The 20,435-nt window shown below is 51.2% G+C and carries 18 protein-coding genes; 15 read left to right on the top strand and 3 right to left on the bottom strand.

The features are described 5' to 3' along the window. Nucleotides 1–36 precede the first annotated feature (36 nt). The 9 genes from ribE to QJT81_16195 all read left to right on the top strand — a co-directional run bounded on the left by ribE (nucleotide 37) and on the right by QJT81_16195 (nucleotide 8,518). Nucleotides 37–519 (top strand): 6,7-dimethyl-8-ribityllumazine synthase, encoded by a 483-nt coding sequence (ribE, locus tag QJT81_16235; GenBank protein ID WGZ93342.1) that lies wholly within the window; start codon nucleotides 37–39, stop codon nucleotides 517–519. Between the two features lies 1 nt (nucleotide 520). Continuing rightward, a complete protein-coding gene (nusB, locus tag QJT81_16230) occupies nucleotides 521–1,000 on the top strand; it encodes a transcription antitermination factor NusB (protein WGZ93341.1) in 480 nt (159 codons plus the stop codon). A 105-nt stretch (nucleotides 1,001–1,105) separates the two neighbouring features. Continuing rightward, on the top strand, nucleotides 1,106–1,273 hold the full coding sequence (locus tag QJT81_16225; protein ID WGZ93340.1) for a hypothetical protein: 168 nt from the start codon (nucleotides 1,106–1,108) through the stop codon (nucleotides 1,271–1,273). Nucleotides 1,274–1,375: 102 nt separating this feature from the next. Then, nucleotides 1,376–4,129, top strand: a complete 2,754-nt coding sequence (locus QJT81_16220; protein WGZ93339.1) for a 2-oxoglutarate dehydrogenase E1 component — start codon at nucleotides 1,376–1,378, stop codon at nucleotides 4,127–4,129. Between the two features lie 370 nt (nucleotides 4,130–4,499). Then, nucleotides 4,500–5,405 carry a TIR domain-containing protein gene (locus tag QJT81_16215; protein WGZ93338.1) on the top strand — a complete coding sequence of 302 codons (906 nt, stop codon included), beginning with the start codon at nucleotides 4,500–4,502 and terminating at the stop codon, nucleotides 5,403–5,405. Beyond that, entirely contained in the window at nucleotides 5,383–6,585 is a 1,203-nt protein-coding gene (locus QJT81_16210; protein WGZ93337.1) for a formylglycine-generating enzyme family protein, read from the top strand. The genes QJT81_16215 and QJT81_16210 overlap by 23 nt, the downstream gene beginning before the upstream one ends. 202 nt (nucleotides 6,586–6,787) lie before the next feature. Continuing rightward, nucleotides 6,788–7,375 carry an HRDC domain-containing protein gene (locus QJT81_16205; protein ID WGZ93336.1) on the top strand — a complete coding sequence of 196 codons (588 nt, stop codon included), beginning with the start codon at nucleotides 6,788–6,790 and terminating at the stop codon, nucleotides 7,373–7,375. Next, nucleotides 7,347–7,892: a hypothetical protein gene (locus tag QJT81_16200; protein WGZ93335.1), complete on the top strand. Its 546-nt coding sequence runs from the start codon at nucleotides 7,347–7,349 to the stop codon at nucleotides 7,890–7,892. The genes QJT81_16205 and QJT81_16200 overlap by 29 nt, the downstream gene beginning before the upstream one ends. A 182-nt stretch (nucleotides 7,893–8,074) precedes the next feature. Beyond that, on the top strand, nucleotides 8,075–8,518 hold the full coding sequence (locus QJT81_16195; protein WGZ93334.1) for a DUF29 domain-containing protein: 444 nt from the start codon (nucleotides 8,075–8,077) through the stop codon (nucleotides 8,516–8,518). On the opposite strand, the gene dusB is transcribed toward QJT81_16195, so the two are convergent. Continuing rightward, entirely contained in the window at nucleotides 8,470–9,501 is a 1,032-nt protein-coding gene (gene dusB / locus QJT81_16190; GenBank protein ID WGZ96507.1) for a tRNA dihydrouridine synthase DusB, read from the bottom strand. The genes QJT81_16195 and dusB overlap by 49 nt on opposite strands. 103 nt (nucleotides 9,502–9,604) lie before the next feature. Here dusB and QJT81_16185 point away from each other — a divergent pair, with 103 nt between their 5' ends. The 6 genes from QJT81_16185 to QJT81_16160 all read left to right on the top strand — a co-directional run bounded on the left by QJT81_16185 (nucleotide 9,605) and on the right by QJT81_16160 (nucleotide 16,124). Next, on the top strand, nucleotides 9,605–10,453 hold the full coding sequence (locus tag QJT81_16185; protein ID WGZ93333.1) for an ATPase: 849 nt from the start codon (nucleotides 9,605–9,607) through the stop codon (nucleotides 10,451–10,453). A gap of 27 nt (nucleotides 10,454–10,480) precedes the next feature. Continuing rightward, entirely contained in the window at nucleotides 10,481–11,566 is a 1,086-nt protein-coding gene (locus QJT81_16180) for a homoserine O-succinyltransferase (protein WGZ93332.1), read from the top strand. Nucleotides 11,567–11,575: 9 nt separating this feature from the next. Beyond that, entirely contained in the window at nucleotides 11,576–12,595 is a 1,020-nt protein-coding gene (locus QJT81_16175; protein WGZ93331.1) for a hypothetical protein, read from the top strand. A gap of 90 nt (nucleotides 12,596–12,685) precedes the next feature. After that, nucleotides 12,686–13,975 (top strand): DUF1800 domain-containing protein, encoded by a 1,290-nt coding sequence (locus QJT81_16170; GenBank protein WGZ93330.1) that lies wholly within the window; start codon nucleotides 12,686–12,688, stop codon nucleotides 13,973–13,975. Between the two features lie 25 nt (nucleotides 13,976–14,000). Further along, nucleotides 14,001–15,143, top strand: a complete 1,143-nt coding sequence (locus QJT81_16165; GenBank protein WGZ93329.1) for a DUF1501 domain-containing protein — start codon at nucleotides 14,001–14,003, stop codon at nucleotides 15,141–15,143. A 57-nt stretch (nucleotides 15,144–15,200) separates the two neighbouring features. Then, entirely contained in the window at nucleotides 15,201–16,124 is a 924-nt protein-coding gene (locus QJT81_16160) for a recombination-associated protein RdgC (protein ID WGZ93328.1), read from the top strand. Here the strand turns inward: QJT81_16160 and QJT81_16155 are convergent. Then, nucleotides 16,099–18,267, bottom strand: coding sequence for a DUF349 domain-containing protein (locus QJT81_16155; protein ID WGZ93327.1), 2,169 nt, complete (start codon nucleotides 18,265–18,267; stop codon nucleotides 16,099–16,101). The genes QJT81_16160 and QJT81_16155 overlap by 26 nt on opposite strands. A gap of 115 nt (nucleotides 18,268–18,382) precedes the next feature. Further along, complete coding sequence (metG, locus tag QJT81_16150; GenBank protein ID WGZ93326.1) at nucleotides 18,383–20,434, bottom strand: methionine--tRNA ligase; 2,052 nt, start codon at nucleotides 20,432–20,434, stop codon at nucleotides 18,383–18,385. Between the last annotated feature and the right edge of the window lies 1 nt (nucleotide 20,435).

Raw genomic sequence — 20,435 nt, 5'->3', positions numbered from 1 at the left:
TTAATCGTTCTTTTGCAATGAGTTTAGGATAGTTCAATGAGTTTCAATGTCATCGAAGGTGATTTTGCCCCGCAAGAAGCCAAATACGGCATCGTGGTTGCGCGTTTCAACAGTTTTATCGTCGAAAGCCTGCTTTCCGGTGCGGTCGATGCGCTTAAGCGTCATGGCGGCGTGAAAGAGGAAGACATCGACGTCGTGCGTGTACCGGGTGCTTATGAATTGGCCTTAGTGGCACAGGCTATGGCAGCTAACGGTGATTACGATGCGATTATTGCCTTGGGTGCGGTTATCCGTGGCAGCACACCCCATTTTGATTATGTAGCGGGTGAAGCCTCCAAAGGGCTGGCGCAAGTGGGTTTGACACACGAGCTGCCGGTTATTTTCGGTGTATTGACCACTGATACCATCGAACAATCCATCGAGCGGGCAGGCACTAAAGCAGGCAACAAAGGCGCAGAAGCGGCGTTGTCAGCCATCGAAATGGTGTCTTTGCTGCGTAAGATCAGGAAACCCGCATAACATGGCAGGACGCAAACCCCTCTCTGAGTCCCAGCAGTTAATTGCCCGTCGTCGCGTAGCGCGGCGGCTGGCGATGCAAGGTGCTTACCAGTGGTTGATCACCGGTAACAGCTTTCAGGACATCTACCTGTATTTTCAAGAAGAACTGGAATTAGCGGCAGATTTTCGCAAATCTGACCCGGCATTTTTCCATAAACTACTGCGCTGTGCGATTGAGGGCGGTGACGAGCTAAGCAACCGCATTACCCCGCATCTTGACCGTAGTTTGGTACAAGTTGACCCGATTGAACACGCGGTATTGCGGGTGGCGACGTGCGAGTTGTTAAACCACCTTGAAACCCCTTACAAAGTGGTGGTGAATGAATACGTGAATCTGGCAAAAAAGTACGGTGCTGAACAAGCACACAAGTTTATCAACGGCGTATTAGACAAAGTGGCGACCGACATTCGTCCCTTAGAATCAGCCGCTAACCGCAAATAAGGGCTGCTGCAAAAACCTTCCATCGGCTCTACACACTTTCTGCACATTTGCACGTTATGCTTATAAAAGCATTTAGCAAAATGATAAACAGGAGTGTGGCGCAACATGAGTCTTACAACAGAAACCGTCAAATACGATGATAAACTTCCCCTGCTGTTCCGGCAGGGGTTACGCACACGGCGGGTGGGATATGTTCCGCAGCTACAGCGTGGCGAACGGGTACAACGTTTTCAGCACCGGCTTGAGCGCTTGTTTGCCCGGCAAGTGTATTGACAAAGGGAAACTGAATACCCGCTACCAATCCGGCTAACGTGGGCTATAATGCAGCCATTCATAGCAATGCATAAGAAACATTAAACGGATGGACAATCGGGTATGATGGATGAATCTTTCCTCGACGGGGAGCACGCCCTTTTCCTTGAACAACTCTATGCGCAATACCAGCAAGATCCGGCAAGTCTTGACCCGCAATGGCAAGCCTACTTTCAGCGCTTAGATGCTACATCTGTCTCCCATAAGCCAAGCAGCAGTGGCAACGGTAAAGTGTTGGCACAGCGTAGTGAACAATTACACGTTTCGCGCTTGATCAATGCGTACCGCTATTTGGGGCATCTGGAGGCCAACACTAATCCGTTAGGTGATTACGCCTATACCGTTGGTGTGCCCCAGTTAATGCTGGAACATCATGGCTTAGAAAATGTCGACCCTGACACGGTATTTGATCCCGGCACTTTTAATCTCACCGCCAAACCGACGCTCGGCAATATCGTCCACGCACTACGCGAAACGTATTTGCGCACCATCGGTTTTGAATACATGCATATTTTGGATGTGCAAGAAAAACGCTGGCTGCAACAACGCATTGAACCGAACATGGGGCGTGGCAAACTGACCCACCCTGAACGCCGCAAAATCCTCGAACAACTCACCGCCGCCGAAGGTTTTGAACAATACCTGCACCGCCGTTACGTCGGGCAAAAGCGCTTCGGGCTGGAAGGTGGTGAAAGCTTGATTCCGCTCTTGCAAACCCTGATCCACGAAGGCGGCAAACAAGGCTTGCAGGAAATCGTGATCGGCATGGCGCATCGCGGGCGTTTAAACGTGCTCACTAATGTGCTGTGCAAGCCTGCGGGCGATTTGTTTGGCGAATTTGAGGGCAAGGTTGAGGAAACATACACCGGCGACGTCAAATACCACAAAGGTTTTTCTGGCAACGTCAGCACCGAAGGCGGCCCGATGCACTTGGTGTTAGCGTTCAACCCCTCGCATCTGGAAATCGTCAGCCCGGTGATGGAAGGTTCGGTACGCGCCCGCCAAGACCGGCGTGAAGACAAAGACGGCGACCAGGTATTGGGCATTTCGATCCACGGTGATGCCGCGTTTGCAGGGCAGGGCGTGGTGATGGAGACCTTTAACATGGCGCAAACCCGTGGCTACCGTACTCGCGGCACGATTCACATTGTGATCAATAACCAGATTGGTTTCACCACCAGCACGGTGTCGGATAGCCGTTCGACGTATTACCCGACCGACGTGGCGAAAATGATCAATGCGCCGATTTTCCACGTCAATGGCGATGACCCCGAAGCCGTGGTCTATGTCACGCAAGTAGCGCTCGAATACCGCCAGTTGTTCCAGAAAGACGTGGTAATCGACTTGGTGTGTTACCGCCGTTTGGGGCATAACGAAGCCGATGAGCCGAACATGACCCAGCCGGTGATGTACAGCACGATTCGTAGCTTACCGACAACCCGTGCCAAATACGCGATGCGCCTTGCGGAAGCGGGTGTCGTGAGTGAAGGCGGGGCGAAAGGCTTGATTGACGCTTACCGCACCAAACTGTCGAATGGTGGTGTGACCTGTTGTAACAGCCAAACGCGCACGGGTTTGCCCGCCGAATTGCAGACGCACTGGAAAGTGTATGTTGGGCAACCCTGGCGACAACACATTGACACGACGTGCACCGCAGAACGCATTCAAAGCATTAGCGCTCGCTGGATCAGCAATATTCCCGCCGATTTTGTGGTGCATCCGCGTGTGCTCAAAGTTCTGGAAACGCGTGCGGCGATGGGGCGCGGCGAACAGCCTGCGGATTGGGGTTTCGGCGAAACGCTGGCGTATGCGACCTTGGTGGAAGAAGGCTTTGACGTGCGTTTGTCGGGGCAGGATTGCGGACGCGGCACGTTTTCACATCGCCACGCGGTATTGCACCACCAGCAACGCCGTGAACAGTGGATTCCGTTGCAACATACCGCTGATTTCCAAGCCAAATTTACCGTGATCGACTCGGTGCTCTCCGAAGAGGCGGTGTTGGCGTTTGAATACGGTTATGCGACGGCTGAACCAGAAACCTTGGTGATTTGGGAGGCGCAATTCGGCGACTTCGTGAACGGGGCGCAGGTGGTAATTGACCAGTTCATCAGTTCCGGCGAACAGAAATGGCAGCGCTTGTGCGGGCTGGTGATGTTCTTGCCACACGGCTTGGAAGGGCAGGGGCCGGAACACTCGTCGGCGCGTTTGGAACGCTTTGTGCAGTTGGCGGCGCAGGAAAATATGCATATTTGCATTCCGTCCAATCCCGCGCAGGTATTCCACATGTTGCGGCGGCAGATGATGCGCAAGTACCGCAAGCCGTTGATTGTGTTTACGCCGAAAAGTTTGTTGCGCCATCCGTTGGCGGTTAGCCCGTTGGAAGATTTCACCTTGGGGCAGTTTGAAGTGGTGCTGGATGATGTGGACATCACTGATGTGGACGCGAAAGAGCAGGTGAAGCGGGTGATTTTGTGCAGTGGCAAGGTGTTCTACGATTTGTTGGAAGAGCGCCGCAAACAGGCGTTGACGGATACTGCCATCATTCGCTTGGAACAGCTTTACCCGTTCCCCGCGCAAGAATTGGTGGATGTGATGGAGTATTACCCGAACGTCAAAACTGTGATTTGGTGTCAGGAAGAACCGGTCAATCAAGGCGCGTGGAACGGCATTAAACACCGTTTCGAGGCGTATGATTATACCGAAGTGGTGTGCGTGAGCCGCCCGGCGATGGCAGCGCCTGCGGTGGGATCGTTGTATATGCACCAGCGCCAGCAGCAGGCGTTGGTGCGGGAAGCGTTGGGGTTGAATGGGGATTAAGCCTCTCCAATTTTGACTACTGTTCTCCGAACCATCCCCCGCAAGGAGGGTGTCGCAACACTGGAATGCTCCGAAGAAAATCCCCCTCAATCCCCCTTTTTCAAAGGGGGAGGCCAGACAGAACCTTGAAAAATCAAGTAGATACATTGTCTTACTCCCCTCCTTTGCAAAAGGAGGGGCTGGGGGAGGATTTTCTTCGGGGTTTTGCGACACCCTCCTTGCGGGGGATGGGTCGTGGATGGGGGGATGGTTCGGAGTGTCATGGCTGGAGCAACGTCACACTTTTGTTCACACCCCCAATTTTGTATGGGTCATTTTGCTTAATATCGTTTACTATCCGTTTATCAGCAACGGGCTATCAGTTAAGCAAATGACCGACATTTTTATCAGTTACAGTTCCAAAGATCGTGAGTGGGTTGCACGGCTTGCCAAAGGGTTGGAAGCGCACGGCTATGAAGTGTGGTGGGATCCTGAAATCCTGCCGGGGCAACATTATCAGGATGTGATTCAAAAGGCGTTACACGGGGCAAGCTGCACAGTGGCGGTGTGGACGCCGAACTCAGTGGCATCTGATTACGTGCGGGCAGAATGTTTGTGGGCATTTAACAAGCGCAATCTCATCAGTGTGCTGGGTAAGGATACCGAGATACCGACACCGTTTAATGCGATTCAGATCGCCGATTTGCGTCAGTGGCGGGGCAGTGCGGATGACGCGAATTTCCAGCGCTTACTGCGCGGCATCAAGTTTGTGCAAACCGGTGAGTCTGTGCCACCGTCTCGGCAGCCAGAGCCGCCTAAAAAATTCCCTTGGTTGCCGACACTCTTTATCTCTGCTGCGGTGCTTGGCGGTAGTGGTATTTATTGGCAGTCCACGCAAATTGACCCTGTGAAGGAAGAATCGCCTGCAAGGCAGGCTTCTACAGCAGTGGCTACCCCACCCGTTACCATTGACCCTGCCCAAGTGCAAGCCGACGCTGAACGCAAGGCAAAAGAAGCCCAAGCCAATGAATTGGCCCAAGCCAAAGCCACGCTGGCAGCAGACGACGAAACTGCATGGCCTTCGGCTGTTGATCGTCTGATTGATCTGGCAAAGAAAGGGGAAAGTGAGGCGATGTATCTGTTGGGGATTGTTTATCAGAAGGGGCGAGGCGCAGATAAAGACATAAAAGCCAGTTGTAAATTTTATAAAGACTCGGCTGAGCGAGATAACGTTAAAGCTAACGATCTATACAAGCAATTAAAGGAGGCAGTTGATGACCCCAAAATATGTCCTTAAACCATCTTCCCGCCTGCATGGTTGGGGCGCTTACTTATTTGCTACTTTGATTTTGAGTGTTGGCGTTGTGTGTGCTGAAACAGACCTCGATAAGCTTGCTGTTGAGGATGTTGAGAAAATAAAGCAGGAAAAAGCGGCTGAAGAAAAACGCCAGTATGATGAAAAGGTAAAGCGTGAAGCTAAAGAAGCTGCTGATAAAGCCAAAGCCGCTGCTGCAAAAGCCGAAGCTGCCCGCGTTGCTGAATTACAGCAAAAGTGTGAAAAGAAAGGCGGTGATTGGAAAAAAGGTAAATGTGTGATGCCGCAGCCGAAGCCACCTGCTCCAAAGCCTGCTTCTGCTCCAGAGCCTGTTGTTGTGGTTGAGCCGCCTGCTTCGCTTCCTGTTGCGGGGAACAGCCAAGTTGTTGAGCCAGTTATGCTCCCTATCCCTGCGGGCACTTTCACCATGGGTTGTGTGGATGGGCGCGACAATGTAGAGGGCGTAGCGGCATGTGGTGGTGATGAAACACCTGCTCACGAAGTTACTATTAGTGCTTTCCAAATGGCAAAAACTGAAACGACAGTAGGTCAATACATGGCATGTGTGGATGTCGGTGTTTGCCCTGCTCCTGAATGGTTGGAGCCGAATGCACCTGATTATTATAAAAAACTAGGTGTGGGCTTGTCCGATTTCAATTATCCGATAGTCGGTGTGAGCTGGAATGATGCCAATACTTACGCGCAGTGGTTAAGTAAGGAAACGGGTAAACCTTACCGTCTGCCGACTGAAGCAGAATGGGAATATGCAGCGCGAGGTGGTACGGATAGCGCTTATCATTGGGGTAAAAAAGCCAGCCATGAGTTTGCCAATTATGGCAAGGATGAATGTTGTGATGGGTTGGCGAGCGGTAAGGATCAATGGGTTTATACCGCGCCTGTCGGAAAATTTGCAGCGAATGGCTATGGTCTTAATGACATGAACGGCAATGTATGGGAATGGGTACAGGACAGTTGGCACGGTGATTACAAAGGTGCGCCAGTGGATGGTAGTGCTTGGGAATCTGGTGGGAGCGCCTCCCGCGTGTTGCGCGGTGGTTCTTGGTACGACGATGCACGGTTCGTGCGTTCCGCTCTCCGCTTCAGCTTCACGCCGGGTAATCGGGGCAGCAGCCTCGGGTTCCGCCTCGTCTCAGGTCAATAGGCTGCTGCTCAGGAAAAGCACAGGCCGCCGGGGCGGCTCTTGTGGCGTGACCAGCGTAGCCAAATGCAGGGCGTTATCAGAGTAGCCCAGCATTTGGTGGAGCAGGGCACGCCACTCTTTGGGGGTGCAGGGGGCTTTAGCCCCTTGCGTCGCGGATTTTTTAGCAATGATCAATTTATTTTTACCAAGGAAGGGAGAGGTTATGAAATTACAGTTTTTCAGCGTGGATGCGCTGGAGCCTGATAGCGATCAGGAAACCATCGACGATTTCTGCACCCGGCATCGGCTGGTGTCAGTGGATAAACGCTTTGTCGAGCGCAGTGAATTTTGCTACTGGTCAGTGTGCGTGACCTATCTGGAGCCTTCATCTTCACCCAGCAAACCCACCAAAGCGGTCGATAAACGCGGGCAAGTCGATTACCGTGAGATTCTGGGTGCAGAAGATTTCGCTGTCTACGCCAAACTGCGGGACTTGCGCAAAGCCATCTCCGAAGCCGAAAACACCCCGGTCTATGCCATCATCTCCAATGCCCAAATGGCAGATATGGTGACAAAGCGCGTGACGACTGCCGCCGCCTTGGGTGAAATTAACGGCGTGGGTGACGCTAAGCTGGAAAAATACGGCGAACGCTTCCTCACCCTGCTGAAAACCGAGTTCCAGTCATCCGCTGCCCCTCCTTCTTCTGTAGGAGCCAGCCTTGCTGGCGATTCTTCGGGGGAATCGCTTGCAGGGCAAGCTCCTACACGGACAACCCAAGCCGATGAAACGTCATTGCATCCGGCTGGCTGACATAGCCGCCATCGACAATTTGATGCTGGCAGTGTGGAAAGCCGCACGCGGCAAACACCACCGCCCCGATGTTATCCACTTCACTCAGCGGCTAGACTACAACCTCAACAAACTGGCAGCAGACATTTTGCAGGCTAAAGCCCCCTATGCCCGCTACCGCGAATTCCACATCCACGACCCCAAAGAACGCCTGATCCACGCAGCCTGTTTTGAAGACCGGGTGTTGCACCACGCCATCATGAACCTTGCCGAGCCGGTGTTTGAACGTACCCTCGTCCCCACCACCTACGCCTGCCGCCCGGGCAAGGGCGTACACCGTGCCATTGCCCAAGTGCAAGCCAACCTGCGGCGTTACCCGTGGTTCGTCAAAACCGATATTTCCGGCTATTTCCCCAGCATTGACCATCAGATTCTGCATGATTTACTGCAACGGCGTTTTAAAGGTACTGATAACCGTAACAACAACACGCCGGATAATCGGAACAACAACATAGGCTTCCGCCTCGTCCTCTCCTAGCTCAAATGTCAGCAGCAGCGACACTTGACCAGACTGTTGCCCTGTCCGTGGTGTCTTGCATTACGGCGAAAAGCTAATGCCCCACGGTATGCTAGTAGGCAGAGCCGAACGCTTGCCGATGGGGTTTCTTCACCCATTTATGTTATTCTTCGCCTATCAGCAATTATTGAGGAGGCGTCAACATGGCGAATGTCGCTTACGATCAAGACCTCTACACATGGTCTTTGCAACAGGCAGCGCTACTGCGCGAACGCAAGTTTGACCAAGTGGACTGGGAACACATCATCGAGGAAGTTGAGGACATGAGTAAGTCGGAAAAACGTGCCTTGCAGTCTTTTTTAGAAACCTTACTCATGCACCTGTTGAAATGGCAATATCAGCCAGCATATCAGGGGCGAAGCTGGAAATTTACGATCATTGAACAGCGTCAACGGATTGTCGGGCATCTCAAAGAGAATCCCGGTTTAAAAAGCAAGCTGTCTGCTTTAATTGAATCTGCTTACCGTTATGCGGTGTCTGGTGCAGTACGTGAAACTGGGCTTGCGCCGGAAATATTCCCCGAAACGTGTCCGTGGGATTACGAGCAGTTTATGGCTGATGATTTCTGGCCTGAACTCGATTCATAATTCAGCCGTTCATCCCGCACCAACAACGCCTGAAAATACGCATCCACCGCCCGTGCCTGCCCCGCCGTACTATCCTGCGCATACATCGCCTGCCGAAACGCATTGCTGTCATGCAGCCCATTGGTGTACCAAGCAATATGCTTGCGGGCGATGCGACACCCCGAATATTCCCCGTAAAACTGATACAGATCATCTAAATGCCCCAGCAATACCGCGTGGACTTCGGAAATGTTCGGCGGCGGCAATTCCTCGCCGGTTTGCAAATAATGCGCGATTTCCCGAAAAATCCACGGTCGCCCCTGCGCTGCCCGCCCGATCATAATCGCATCCGCGCCAGTCGCCTCCAGCACCGCTTTGGCTTTTTGCGGGCTATCAATGTCGCCATTGGCAATGATGGGAATCGTGGCGTGGCGTTTCACCTCGCGAATCAGCTCATAACGCGCCTCACCTGTGTACATTTGTTCGCGCGTGCGCCCATGAATCGCCAGTGCCGCAATGCCCGCCTGTTGCGCCATGTCCGCAACCCGCAGAATATTTTCCTCGCCATTGACGTACCCCAGACGGGTTTTCAACGTCACCGGCACAGCCACCGCAGACACCACCGCATCCAGAATCCGCTTAACCAAATCCTCATCTTTCAATAGAGCCGAGCCTGCCAGCTTGCGGCAAACCTTGCGGGCAGGGCAGCCCATATTGATGTCTACAATCTGCGCCCCATTCGCCACCTGATAACGCGCTGCTTCCGCCAACATTTCCGGTTCAGACCCCGCAATCTGTGCCGAAATCGGCGCAAGTTCCCCCTCGAAATCGGCGCGGTACAAGGATTTTTTCTGCGCATACAAGGTCGCATCCACCGACATCATTTCACTGACCGCATGACCTGCACCAAAATGTTTGCATAAGGTACGGAACGGGCGGTCGGTCACGCCTGCCATTGGGGCGACAATCAGGTTGTTATCGAGTGTGTAAGCGCCAATTTTCATCGTGTTCATGAGTGTATCGTGGGCGTGCAGTTTAACACGGCAAAACAATCCGGTTATGCTAAAGTATCTGCCCTATAAGAAACTACCTGTACGGAGATTTAGTGTGCGTTTAACCGTAGAAGAATACCGCCAATGGGAACACAAAAAAGTCACGCTGTTGGGCATGTCTGGTGTTGGTAAAACCCATATTTCCAGTATGCTGCGTAACCATAACTGGTTCCACTATTCCGGTGACTACCGCATTGGTACGTGCTATCTGGATGAAGACATTCTTGATTTGATTAAAGAACAGGCGATGAAAGTGCCGTTCTTGCGCGAGTTATTGCGTAATGATTGGATCTACATCCGCAACAATATCCGCGTGAATGATCTGGGGCCGGTGCTGTCATTCGTTGGCAAATTAGGCAATCCCGAACTCGGCGGCGTACCGCTGGATGCGTTCATTCAACGCCAAGCGCAATACCGCGAAGCCGAAATTGCCGCCATGCGTGACGTGCCGGAATTCATTCGCAAAGCCCAAACGATTTACGGCTATTCGCATTTCGTCAATGACGCAGGCGGCAGCTTGTGCGAGTTGGAAGAACCGGGCGTGTTTGATTTGTTGGCAGAAAATACCCTGATTCTGTACATCAAAGTCACCACTAAAGATGAAGAGCAAAAGCTAATCGACCGCGCCCGTAGTGACCCGAAGCCGTTGTATTACCGCCCGAATTTCTTGCGCGAACATTTGGCGGTATACCTGCAAGAACAAGGGCTGCAATACGCTGCCGAAATGATCCCGGATGATTTCACCCGCTGGGTATTCCCGCGTTTGTTCCATTCACGTTTGCCGCGTTACGAGGCGATTGCGCACGACTACGGCTACACGGTTACGTCGGAAGAAGCCGCGCAAGTGCGTGATGAAGCCGATTTCAATGCCTTGATTGAAATGGCGATTGCGCGTCATGCTTAAGATTGCTGGGTAAGGGGAGGGATTCCTATGCCATTAGTTGCACACACTGCATTGCCAACGTTTGAACGCCTGCGTCAAGAAGGCCAAACCATTCTGAGTGAAGATTACGCCTTCAATCAGGATATTCGCGAGCTGCATATCGGTTTCCTCAATATGATGCCGGATGCGGCGTTGGCAGCAACCGAACGCCAGTTTTTCCGGTTAGTAGGCGAATCCAATCTGATTGCGCAATTTCATATCCACCCGTTTACGCTGGACAGTTTGCCGCGCAGTGCCAAAGCGCAAGCCTACCTCGACCAGTATTACGAAAAGTTTGCCGATTTGCAGGAACAAGGTTTGGATGCGCTGATCATTACCGGCGCAAACCCTGCCGCGCAACATTTGGAAGACGAACCGTTTTGGGATGGTTTGTGCGAGGTGGTTGCTTGGGCGCAGGAAAATGTCACCTCTACCTTGTGTTCGTGTTTGGCAAGCCATGCGCTGGTGCAACATTTGTGGGGAATCCGCCGCCGCCCGCTGGGATTCAAGCGTTGGGGCGTGTACAGCCATGCCGTGACTATGCCGGAACACCCGCTGGTGAATGATTTGAATACGCGCTTTGACGTGCCACATTCGCGTTTCAATCAAATTGACCGTGCGGAACTGGAAGCTGTCGGTGTGCAAATATTGGTGGAAAGTCAGGAGGCGGGCGTACACATGGCGGTCAGCCCTGATCTGTTCCGCATGATTTTTTTGCAAGCGCACCCCGAATACGATCAGGTAAGTTTGCTGAAAGAATACCGCCGTGAAACCCTGCGTTGGTTTGACGGGATACGGGAGGATTACCCGCCCTTTCCCGAAAACTATTTGCGCCCCAAAGCCAAAGCGATTCTCACCGAATACCGCTTGGCACAGGAAGCCGCCAAACGCCAAGGCAAGCCCTTGCCGGAGTTCCCCGAAACCTTGTTGCTGCCGATGTTGCACAATACTTGGCGCGATACCGCCAAAGTGTTTTACAGCAATTGGATCGGCAAGGTTTACCAGATTACCAATAACGACCGCCGTAAGCCATTTATGGAAGGTGTCGACCCCAATGACCCCTTAGGTTTACGTCAAACGCTGGGAATGCGCTAGACTAAGATAATGAAAATTTGGAATTTTACCGTTTTATTGGTGTCATTAGTGCTATTAGTCGGCAGTTTGAAGGCATTGCTGGATTATTGGCAATACGATGAAATGGCGGCAGACGTGGCGCAATTAATGTTGCATCAAGTCAGTGCGGAAGAGGTGCGCCAGCAAGTGCAGGAAGCCATTGCCAACAACAATCCCGCCGATGCGCGGATGTATTTAAGTCTTGCTGATACCTTCGGTTACGCCGTTGATCCGGCTGAATTTGAGGCAGAATTGCAACGTTTGGAATCACCGCTCAATACCGCTCGCCGTACTGTCAATGATTTCGCCAGTGGTTTTTTAGACGGTGAAGCCAGCAGTGGCGCAGGTGTGGCGGGGGCAATTACCGCCGATTTCACCGTGGTCGGGGATGCCCGCGATTTGTGGGAGCAATATCAATTGTATGCCAAGGGTGAGCCAGTCAACGAATTGATTGTCACCTTGGCGGGTGTCGGTGTGGGGTTAACCGCAGCGACCGTGGCGAGTGCAGGAGTAGCTTCGCCCGCAAAAAGTGGTATTTCTACCACAAAATTGGCAGCACGCGCTGGCAGGCTAACACCGGGATTTCAGCGCTTTCTGCTCAGGCAGGGTTCAGATGTGTTCGACTATAAAGGATTTCTATTAGCAGCGCGTATTGAAAAAAATCTGGATGGTATCAGTAAAGCAGGATTAAAGGCTTATAACCCGCAAGCGGTGCGTGCACTGAAACAAACGGCGGAACAGGTGAATAGCATTCGCAAGGCCAGTTCTACTGCTGATGCCGTACATTTGTTGAAATACGTTGAAAGTGGCGAAGATTTAATCCGTTTGGAAAAAATTAGCCTAAAGTATGGCGTGCACACCAAGGGTATCATGAAGTTTTTAGGGAAAAGTGCGTTGGGTACGGTGCGGGTGCTGCGTAAAACGACTGAGTTATTCATCAGTGCTTTGGCATCACTAGTATCGCTTATCGCCTTTTTCATTTCGCTTAGCGGCATAAAGCTTGAAAAATAATCTTATTAATCTGCCGTTAAGATTAAAATTTGGTCTAAACTTACCCTTCAGTTACGTTACTATTAATATTATTTCTAGCGCAGTAAGGTTATGGGATTACTTGCTTTTAAAGATGCAGCACATCTGGTATCACGCACTGGCTTAGGCGCAGAATGGGATGCTATCAAACACTTGGAAGGTCGCTCTACACAAGATGCTGTCGAATTGGTGTTGCATCCAAAACCTGAGGCATTGAAACCTGCTCCAGCCATGACGCCTTGGCTGAAGTTAGAACCGATGCGTTTGAACGATATGAAAAGTCGTAATTCTGCCTGGGCCATCTCACAACGCGAGGGCAAAAGCTTGCAGGCGTGGTGGGTAGAGCAGATGTTGACTAGCAAAACGCCATTTCTCGAACGCATGACGTTGTTTTGGCACAATCACTTCACATCCTCCATTCAAAAGACCTTGCAGCCCAGCCTGTTACACCAACAAAATCTGTTATTCCGCCGTCATGCACTGGGGAGTTTTGCGGAATTATTGCAAGCCATTGCGCGTGACCCTGCTATGCTGATGTATTTAGATGGGCATCAAAATAACAAAAATCAGCCCAACGAAAATTTTGCCCGCGAATTATTGGAGTTATTTACCATCGGACGGGGGCATTACCGTGAAACCGATGTGAAAGCGGCAACGCAAGCCTTTACGGGCTGGCGCGTCGATCATCAAACGGGTAAGTTTGTGATTCGTACTGACGAACACTCCGCAGGGCAACTCACCTTTTTAGGCAAAACCGGGCATTTCAACGGCGATGACATTGTTAAGCTGTTGTTAGCACACCCCCGCACTGCTGAACGCCTGACGGAAAAATTCTGGCTGGCGTTCGTCAGCAATCGGCCTGATCCGGTACTGATTCGTACTTGGGCGCAACAATTACGGCAATCGAATTACGACATCAAGGGTTTAATGCGCACGGTATTGAACAGTGAAGCATTCTGGGCAACGGCAAACCGTGGTACTTTGGTAAAATCCCCAGTGGAATTGGTGATTGGCACAGTACGCATGTTGCCGTATCCCCGCGAATCTACCCAGGAAATGCTGAATCTGTGCCGTTTATTGGGGCAAGAATTATTTGACCCGCCGAACGTCAAAGGCTGGGCGGGCGGTGAACACTGGATCAGTACCCAAACCTTGCTGGTGCGCAATGCTTACCTCTCTAAATTGTCACGCGGCAATTTAAATGAAAAAGTCGCTAATGGGGTAAAACTCCCCGATGTGCCTGCCGGGCAATTGGTCGAATGGTTATTGCCCGTTAAGCCATTAAAACCCTTGCCGGAAATACCGGGAGCACGGCGTTTAGTGCGCTCTTTATTGCTTGATCCAGCGTTTCAAGTCACCTGATACACTTTATGCGGATGTTGATTACATGAACCGTCGCGAATTTATGGGAATGGCAGCATTGTTGCCGTGGTTGGGGGCTTTACCAGCGGAAGTGTTGGCAGTACCTGCGCGTCCACAACAGCGTATTGTGGTGTTAGTGAAGTTAGCAGGGGGGAACGATGGGTTGAATACCCTGATTCCGCATACTGACCCGCTGTATTACCAATACCGTCCTAGTATTGGTGTTCCCAAGCATCAGGTGTTGGATATTGGAGAAAGTCATGGTTTAAACCCTTACCTGAAGGCGCTCAAACCTTGGTGGGACAACGGTAACATGGCTTGGGTGCAAGGTGTGGGGTATCCGCATGGAACGCTGTCTCATTTTCGCTCCAGTGATATTTGGGAAACCGCTGTGGATGCCAGTCAGTATACCGATACTGGCTGGTTAGGTGCTTTACTGCCCGAATGTAAGCCCGGTTTGCACGGGATTGCGATTGGCGAAAATAGTGGCCCGATGTCCGGAAAAAATTGCAATACCATTGCGATGCAAAGCCCGCAATCGTTTCTCAGCCAAATCAGTTTGTTGGAAGATATTCAGCCGGTTGCCACGAATTCTGTACTGGCGCATGTGACTAATGTGCATCACCAGTTGTATGCGGCAGGTGAACAATTAAGTAATAAATTACAGCGCCCGGTGACGTTGGGAATCCCTTTTTCCACCAGTAAGTTAGGGCGTGATTTGGAAGCGGTGGCTAAAATGATCCTTACCGGCGTCGATGCTGCGGTGTATATGGTGACTTTGGATGGCTTTGATACGCACAGTAACCAAAATGCGGTACAAAGTAACTTGTTACATCAATTGGCGGGAGCGCTGGATTCGTTTGCACAAGCGATGCAACGCGGCGGGCGCTGGAATGATGTCATGCTCATGACTTACTCAGAGTTTGGGCGGCGTGTGCAGGAAAACCACGGCAAAGGTACTGATCACGGTACTGCTGGGGTGCAATTGGTCATGGGAGGCAAGGTTCGCGGTGGACTGTATGGTGAGCCGCTGGATCTTAGTCATTTAGATGGTGATGGCAATCCGCAACACACGGTTGATTTCCGTTCAGTTTACGGTACGGTTGCCCAACGTTGGTTAGGTCAGCCTAATCCATGGGGTCAGTTTGGTACGTTGCCGTTTGTTTAAGTCTGAACGGCTTTCCGGCATAATCCGCCTTCCTAAGTATTATAGAAAGGCATCCTCATGTGGTTCAAAAACCTGTATCTGCTGCGTTTGAGCAGTGATTTTACCCTCACGCCCGAAGCACTACACGAAGCCCTTGAAAGTAAACCCTTTCTAGGGTGTGGCAATGAATTACGGGAAGCCAGCGGTTGGGTGTCGCCGTTTGGGCGTAACAGTGAGCAACTGGTACTCGCGGCGAACGGTTGTATGCTGCTGACTTTGGCGCATCAGGAAAAGCTGCTTCCGGCTTCGGTGGTGCGTGAAGAACTCGATACCTTGATTGCCGAAATCGAAGAAAAAGAAGCCCGTAAGATGGGCAAGCGCGAAAAGCAAGATTTGCGCGATGAAATTGAATTTGAATTACTCCCTAAGGCATTTACTCGCACCAAAAAAATGGATGCTTGGTTGGATTTATCCAATGGCTGGATGATTATAAACAGCTCTTCCAACACGCCTGCCGAACGGTTAACCCATTTGTTGCGCAATACCTTGGGCAGTTTGCCTGTTACTCCTCCGAAAACTGATATGAGTCCAGCCGTGCTGATGACGCAATGGCTGGCGGATGATCACACCTTGCCTGCGCCCTTTACCTTGGGCGAAGCGTGCGAATTAAAAGGGCAGGGCGAAGCAAAAAGTGTGGCGACGTTTAAGCGCCATGAACTGATGGCAGAAGAAGTTCAAGCGAATCTGGCAGCGGGTAAAACGGTATCTAAACTCGCTTTAATCTGGGCAGACAAGATTAGTTTCGTTTTGACCGAAGATTTAGGGGTGCGTCAGGTGCGCTTCTTGGATGTGCTGGCCGACAACCTGAAGGATGCCGACCCGCAATCTCACGCTGAAAAACTGGATATCGAATTCACCCTCATGACCGGGGAAGTCACTCAGTTGTTGGCTGACTTAATGCAGTGCTTTACGGCCGTTACAGAAATTGCAGAGCCTGCTTAACAGTCTCGATCCGCGCTGTCTGGCTTGCCAGTGCAGTCGCGGGCATTCCTCCCAAGGCATACCATTGTTTTAATACGGATAGCGCATGAGTGTTGGGGGCGTGATTATCTTTACGACTGCTCATGGTCTCAGCGAGTTGCGACACCTGGTATTTTAGGCGTGCTGTTTGAAATTCAGCGGGGGTTTCTAGCCCTAAGAGAATTTCCAGTTGCAAACAGAGTAACTCACCCGTGCTGCGGTTGCTGATCTGTTCGTCGGCACTGGTATCTGCTTGTTTATAAAGGGTGGATTGTACGGCAAGTGCTTCCAATGCTGTGAGTTGCTGTTGGTGGCGTTCCAGTTCGCGTTGACGTTGTTCCTCTGCCTGGCGTGCTGTTTCAGCCAGTTGGGCATTGCGTTCTTGCTGTTGCTGCTGGCGTTCTTCGCGGGCGCGGGCAAATAGGGTGTCCATCGGTTCGCGGAATTGTTTCCACAAACGTTGTTCATCGGCAGGGCGTGAACTGAGCGTAATGTGCCATTGTGTTTGTAAAACTTTGGCTTGCTCAATGGCTTGGGCGGTATTAGGTGAATCTAGCAAGGCTTTGGCTTGTTCAAGCAATTGGGTGCGTTCCTGCCAGTTACGGTTACGTTCTACTTTGAGGTGTGTTTCGAGTGCATCCATTGCGTTATTGAAGCGTTCATTGACACTTTTCCAATCTTTGTGGCTGACCGTTCCTGCCGCTTTCCATTGTTTGCGACACTCATTCATCGTGGTTTGTAGCTCCCGCCAGTCAGCGTGTTCCCAGTCAGTTGCAGCATTTAGTGTTTCGAGTTGGGCGCAAATAGTGTTGCGTTGCTCTAGGTTGGCGCTGCGTTGCTGTGCTTGTTCGGCAAAGTATTGTTTGCTGGGTTCGTAGGCCGCCGTGGCGTTGGCATCAAACGCTTTCCAAAGGGTATGTTGTTGACCGGGTTCAAGCTGTGAGAGTTTGCGCCATTCTTCGCGCAGGGAGTGAATTTTTTTAGCACGTTCTTGCGGGTCAAGCTCCTCGTCAGCACGCAAATGTTCTGCCGTTTCGATCAGTTGTTTACGTACTTGATCAGTACCCCAGCGCCGCCAGTCTTGTATTTCGCGTAGGAAAGGCGCTAGTGCTTGGAGACGTCGTTGGAAAAATGCCTGTTCTTTACTGGGGAGATGCGCTGCATTTTTGAGGTTTTCCCTGAGTGATTTATGTACCTCAATGGCTTCACTGTATTGTTCAGTCTCTAGGTGAGCTTCTAGTGTTTTCAGGGTGTTATGTAATACTTGTAACGCTTGTTGTTGTTGAGTTTGTTGTTGCTGACGCTGATTACGTGCGGCGGCTTCGCGCTGTTGTTCGCGCTCTCGTTGTTCTTGAGCGGCTTGTGCGCTGGCCTCTGCCTGTTGTCGGGCTTCCGCTATGAGACGCGCTTGTGCGGCGGCTTGCTCAGCAAGTTGTTGCTGTTGCTGGGCTTGTCGTGTTTCCCATGTTTGCAGGTGTTGCTGAAAGTCTGCCAATGCCTGTTGGAAACGTTGTTGTTGGGTATCGTTAGTGGTTTTACTGAGTTTTTGCCAGCGTTGCTCCAGCACTTTTGCGTGCGTTTTATCTTGTAGCCAACGTCCGGTTTGACCGAGATTTTCTGCTTCAGTACAGAGCGCGTCGATCGCCGCTTGTTGTTGTAACACATGCTGAACTGCGTCTTCACGTTCTTTAAGGAGTTGACGTAAACGCTTGTTTTGTTTGCCGTGAATTTTTTCTAATGTTTTAAGCTTTTCAAGATCGTGGATTTGTGTAGCGGCGATGTACTGAATTTCTTTAGAGGTATCGTTGCTGGCAATTGCGAACAATAATTCCTGATCATCAAGCTTAGCAATGGCTTGGTGGCGCAATTTAACACCCCTGAGCTGATCACGGGCAATGCTACGCAGTAGTGCTGGATTTTGCAGCCATGCGAATACCTCTGTTAGCAGGTAGTCATGATGGTGATCCGTTGCCGCTAAAGCAATCACGCGTTGGCGGGATCGTTCACCAATAGAGCCAGAAGTATGCCCCAGTTGCACCAATGTCGGGAGGTGCTGTAACCGGGTAATCGCTTCCATGCGTACATCGTTATCAGGATCGCTCTGCGCAATCTTGATTAGTTCCACACTGTTACCTGCAAGGCTGCTCAGTGATTTTAAGCGAACATTGGCATCATGATGTTGCCATTTAGGTTTAAAGAACTTCCCTAACATAATGTTTAATGTCGTCTTATTGTTTGCGTTATTTTACGCGCATTCCAAGTTCTGCACCTGTGTCGGGTGTCAGGATGAATAGATCTTTGCCACCGGGGCCTGCTGCCAATACCATCCCTTCGGAAACGCCAAACCGCATTTTGCGTGGCGCGAGATTAGCAACCATGACGGTGTAGCGGCCTTCCAAGTCGACTGGGTCGTAAGCTGATTTTATCCCAGCAAAGACATTGCGGGTTTCGCCGCCTAGATCAAGGGTCAATTGTACCAGTTTGTCTGCGCCTTTGACGTGCTCTGCTTTAACGATTTTGGCAATGCGTAAGTCAATTTTAGCAAAATCATCGTAGTCAATCGTGGGGCTGATGGGATCAGCGCTTAGATGTTTGCTGTCGCTCCCTTCGGCTTCGCTCAGGGAGCTGCTTTGGTTGCTGAGCGTAGCCGAAGCATTGTCTTCGAGCATCGCCGTGACCATCGCCGGTTCAACGCGGGTCATCAGGGCTTTGAATGTCGTGATTTCGCAGCTAGTCAGGGGAGTAGCCACACTTGCCCAGGTCAGTTCGCCCGCATTAAGGAAGCTTTCTGCGTCGATAGCCAGTTGTGGCAGCACTGGCTTGAGGTAGCCAACAATCGCACGGAACATATTGATGCCTTGGGTGCAAACGCTTTGTACGTCAGCAAGGCGTGCTGGGTCTTTGGCGAGTACCCACGGTTTTTGTTCGTCAACGTATTGGTTGGCTTTGTCGGCTAAGGCCATGATTTCGCGCATGGCTTGACCGTAGCGGCGGGTTTCGTAAAGTTCAGCGATGCGTTCAGAGGCATCGCTGAATTCCTGATATAACGCGGTGTCGGGCAGCGTATCAGCCAGTTTGTTGTCAAAACGCTTGTTGATAAAACCCGCGCAACGTGAAGCAATGTTAACCACTTTACCGACTAAATCGCTGTTCACCCGTGCCACGAAATCTTCGAGGTTAAGGTCGATGTCATCCACGCCATTGCTGAGTTTGCTGGCGAAATAGTAGCGTAACCATTCTGGGTTTAAGTGCTTGAGGTAGCTTTCCGCTTGGATAAATGTGCCGCGTGATTTGGACATTTTCGCGCCATTTACCGTCAAAAAGCCGTGGCAATGTACGGCACTGGGGGTACGGAAGCCCGCACCGTGCAACAGGGCAGGCCAAAACAGCGTATGGAAATAGGCGATGTCTTTACCAATGAAGTGGTACACCTCGGCGGTGGATTCGGGTTTCCAGAAGCTATCGAAATTCAGCCCAATGCGGTCACACAGGTTCTTGAAACTGGCTAAATAACCAATCGGTGCATCCAGCCATACATAAAAATATTTATCGTCGGTATCGGGGATTTTAAAGCCCCAATAAGGTGCATCGCGGGAAACATCCCAATCACTTAGTCCTTGATCGGATTCAAACCATTCCATTTGCTTGTTGGCAATTTCTTTTTGTACCGCGCCACTGGCGAGGAATTCGCGTAAGAACGTTTCAAAATGCCCCAGCTTAAAGAAATAATGTTCAGTTTCTTTTTCAATCGGTGTCGTACCTGAAATCGCTGAAACTGCGTTTTTCAGGTCGGTAGGCGAATAGGTGGCTCCACAGGCTTCGCAGTTATCACCGTATTGGTCTGCTGCACCGCAGCGAGGGCATTCACCTTTGATAAAACGATCGGGCAGGAACATCTGTGCTTGCGAATCATAAGCTTGTTTTATGATTCGCTTTTCAATATGACCGTTATCACGCGCTGCTTTGTAGATGAATTCGGCAAAGTGGCGGTTTTCATCCGAATGCGTGGTGTAGTAGTTGTCAAAGGCAATAGTGAAACCTGCAAAATCACGTTGGTGTTCTGCACCGATGCGGGTAATTAGTTGTTCTGGGGTAATGCCTTCCTGCTGGGCTCGCAGCATGATCGGTGTGCCGTGGGTGTCATCAGCACACACATAGTGGCATTCGTTGCCCCGCAGGCGTTGGAAGCGTGCCCAAATATCAGTCTGAATGTATTCAACCATGTGACCAATATGGATGGGGCCGTTGGCATAGGGCAGGGCGCTGGTGATCAGTATTTTTCTTGGTTGCATG

The sequence above is a fragment of the Candidatus Thiothrix putei genome, assembly GCA_029972225.1.
In the GTDB taxonomy this organism is placed as follows: Bacteria; Pseudomonadota; Gammaproteobacteria; order Thiotrichales; family Thiotrichaceae; genus Thiothrix; species Thiothrix putei.
Note: the sequence above shows the minus strand (reverse complement) of the source record. Positions and strands in the feature narration are given on the sequence as shown.

Coding starts and splice junctions, on each gene's coding strand:
- QJT81_16215 (WGZ93338.1), top strand. CDS start 4,500: ATGACCGACATTTTTATCAGTTACAGTTCCAAAGATCGTGAGTGGGTT.
- QJT81_16160 (WGZ93328.1), top strand. CDS start 15,201: ATGTGGTTCAAAAACCTGTATCTGCTGCGTTTGAGCAGTGATTTTACC.
- metG (WGZ93326.1), bottom strand. CDS start 20,434: ATGCAACCAAGAAAAATACTGATCACCAGCGCCCTGCCCTATGCCAAC.
- QJT81_16205 (WGZ93336.1), top strand. CDS start 6,788: ATGAAATTACAGTTTTTCAGCGTGGATGCGCTGGAGCCTGATAGCGAT.
- QJT81_16170 (WGZ93330.1), top strand. CDS start 12,686: ATGGGATTACTTGCTTTTAAAGATGCAGCACATCTGGTATCACGCACT.
- QJT81_16220 (WGZ93339.1), top strand. CDS start 1,376: ATGATGGATGAATCTTTCCTCGACGGGGAGCACGCCCTTTTCCTTGAA.
- ribE (WGZ93342.1), top strand. CDS start 37: ATGAGTTTCAATGTCATCGAAGGTGATTTTGCCCCGCAAGAAGCCAAA.
- QJT81_16195 (WGZ93334.1), top strand. CDS start 8,075: ATGGCGAATGTCGCTTACGATCAAGACCTCTACACATGGTCTTTGCAA.
- QJT81_16225 (WGZ93340.1), top strand. CDS start 1,106: ATGAGTCTTACAACAGAAACCGTCAAATACGATGATAAACTTCCCCTG.
- nusB (WGZ93341.1), top strand. CDS start 521: ATGGCAGGACGCAAACCCCTCTCTGAGTCCCAGCAGTTAATTGCCCGT.
- QJT81_16175 (WGZ93331.1), top strand. CDS start 11,576: ATGAAAATTTGGAATTTTACCGTTTTATTGGTGTCATTAGTGCTATTA.
- QJT81_16165 (WGZ93329.1), top strand. CDS start 14,001: ATGAACCGTCGCGAATTTATGGGAATGGCAGCATTGTTGCCGTGGTTG.
- QJT81_16180 (WGZ93332.1), top strand. CDS start 10,481: ATGCCATTAGTTGCACACACTGCATTGCCAACGTTTGAACGCCTGCGT.
- QJT81_16200 (WGZ93335.1), top strand. CDS start 7,347: ATGAAACGTCATTGCATCCGGCTGGCTGACATAGCCGCCATCGACAAT.
- QJT81_16210 (WGZ93337.1), top strand. CDS start 5,383: ATGACCCCAAAATATGTCCTTAAACCATCTTCCCGCCTGCATGGTTGG.
- dusB (WGZ96507.1), bottom strand. CDS start 9,501: ATGAAAATTGGCGCTTACACACTCGATAACAACCTGATTGTCGCCCCA.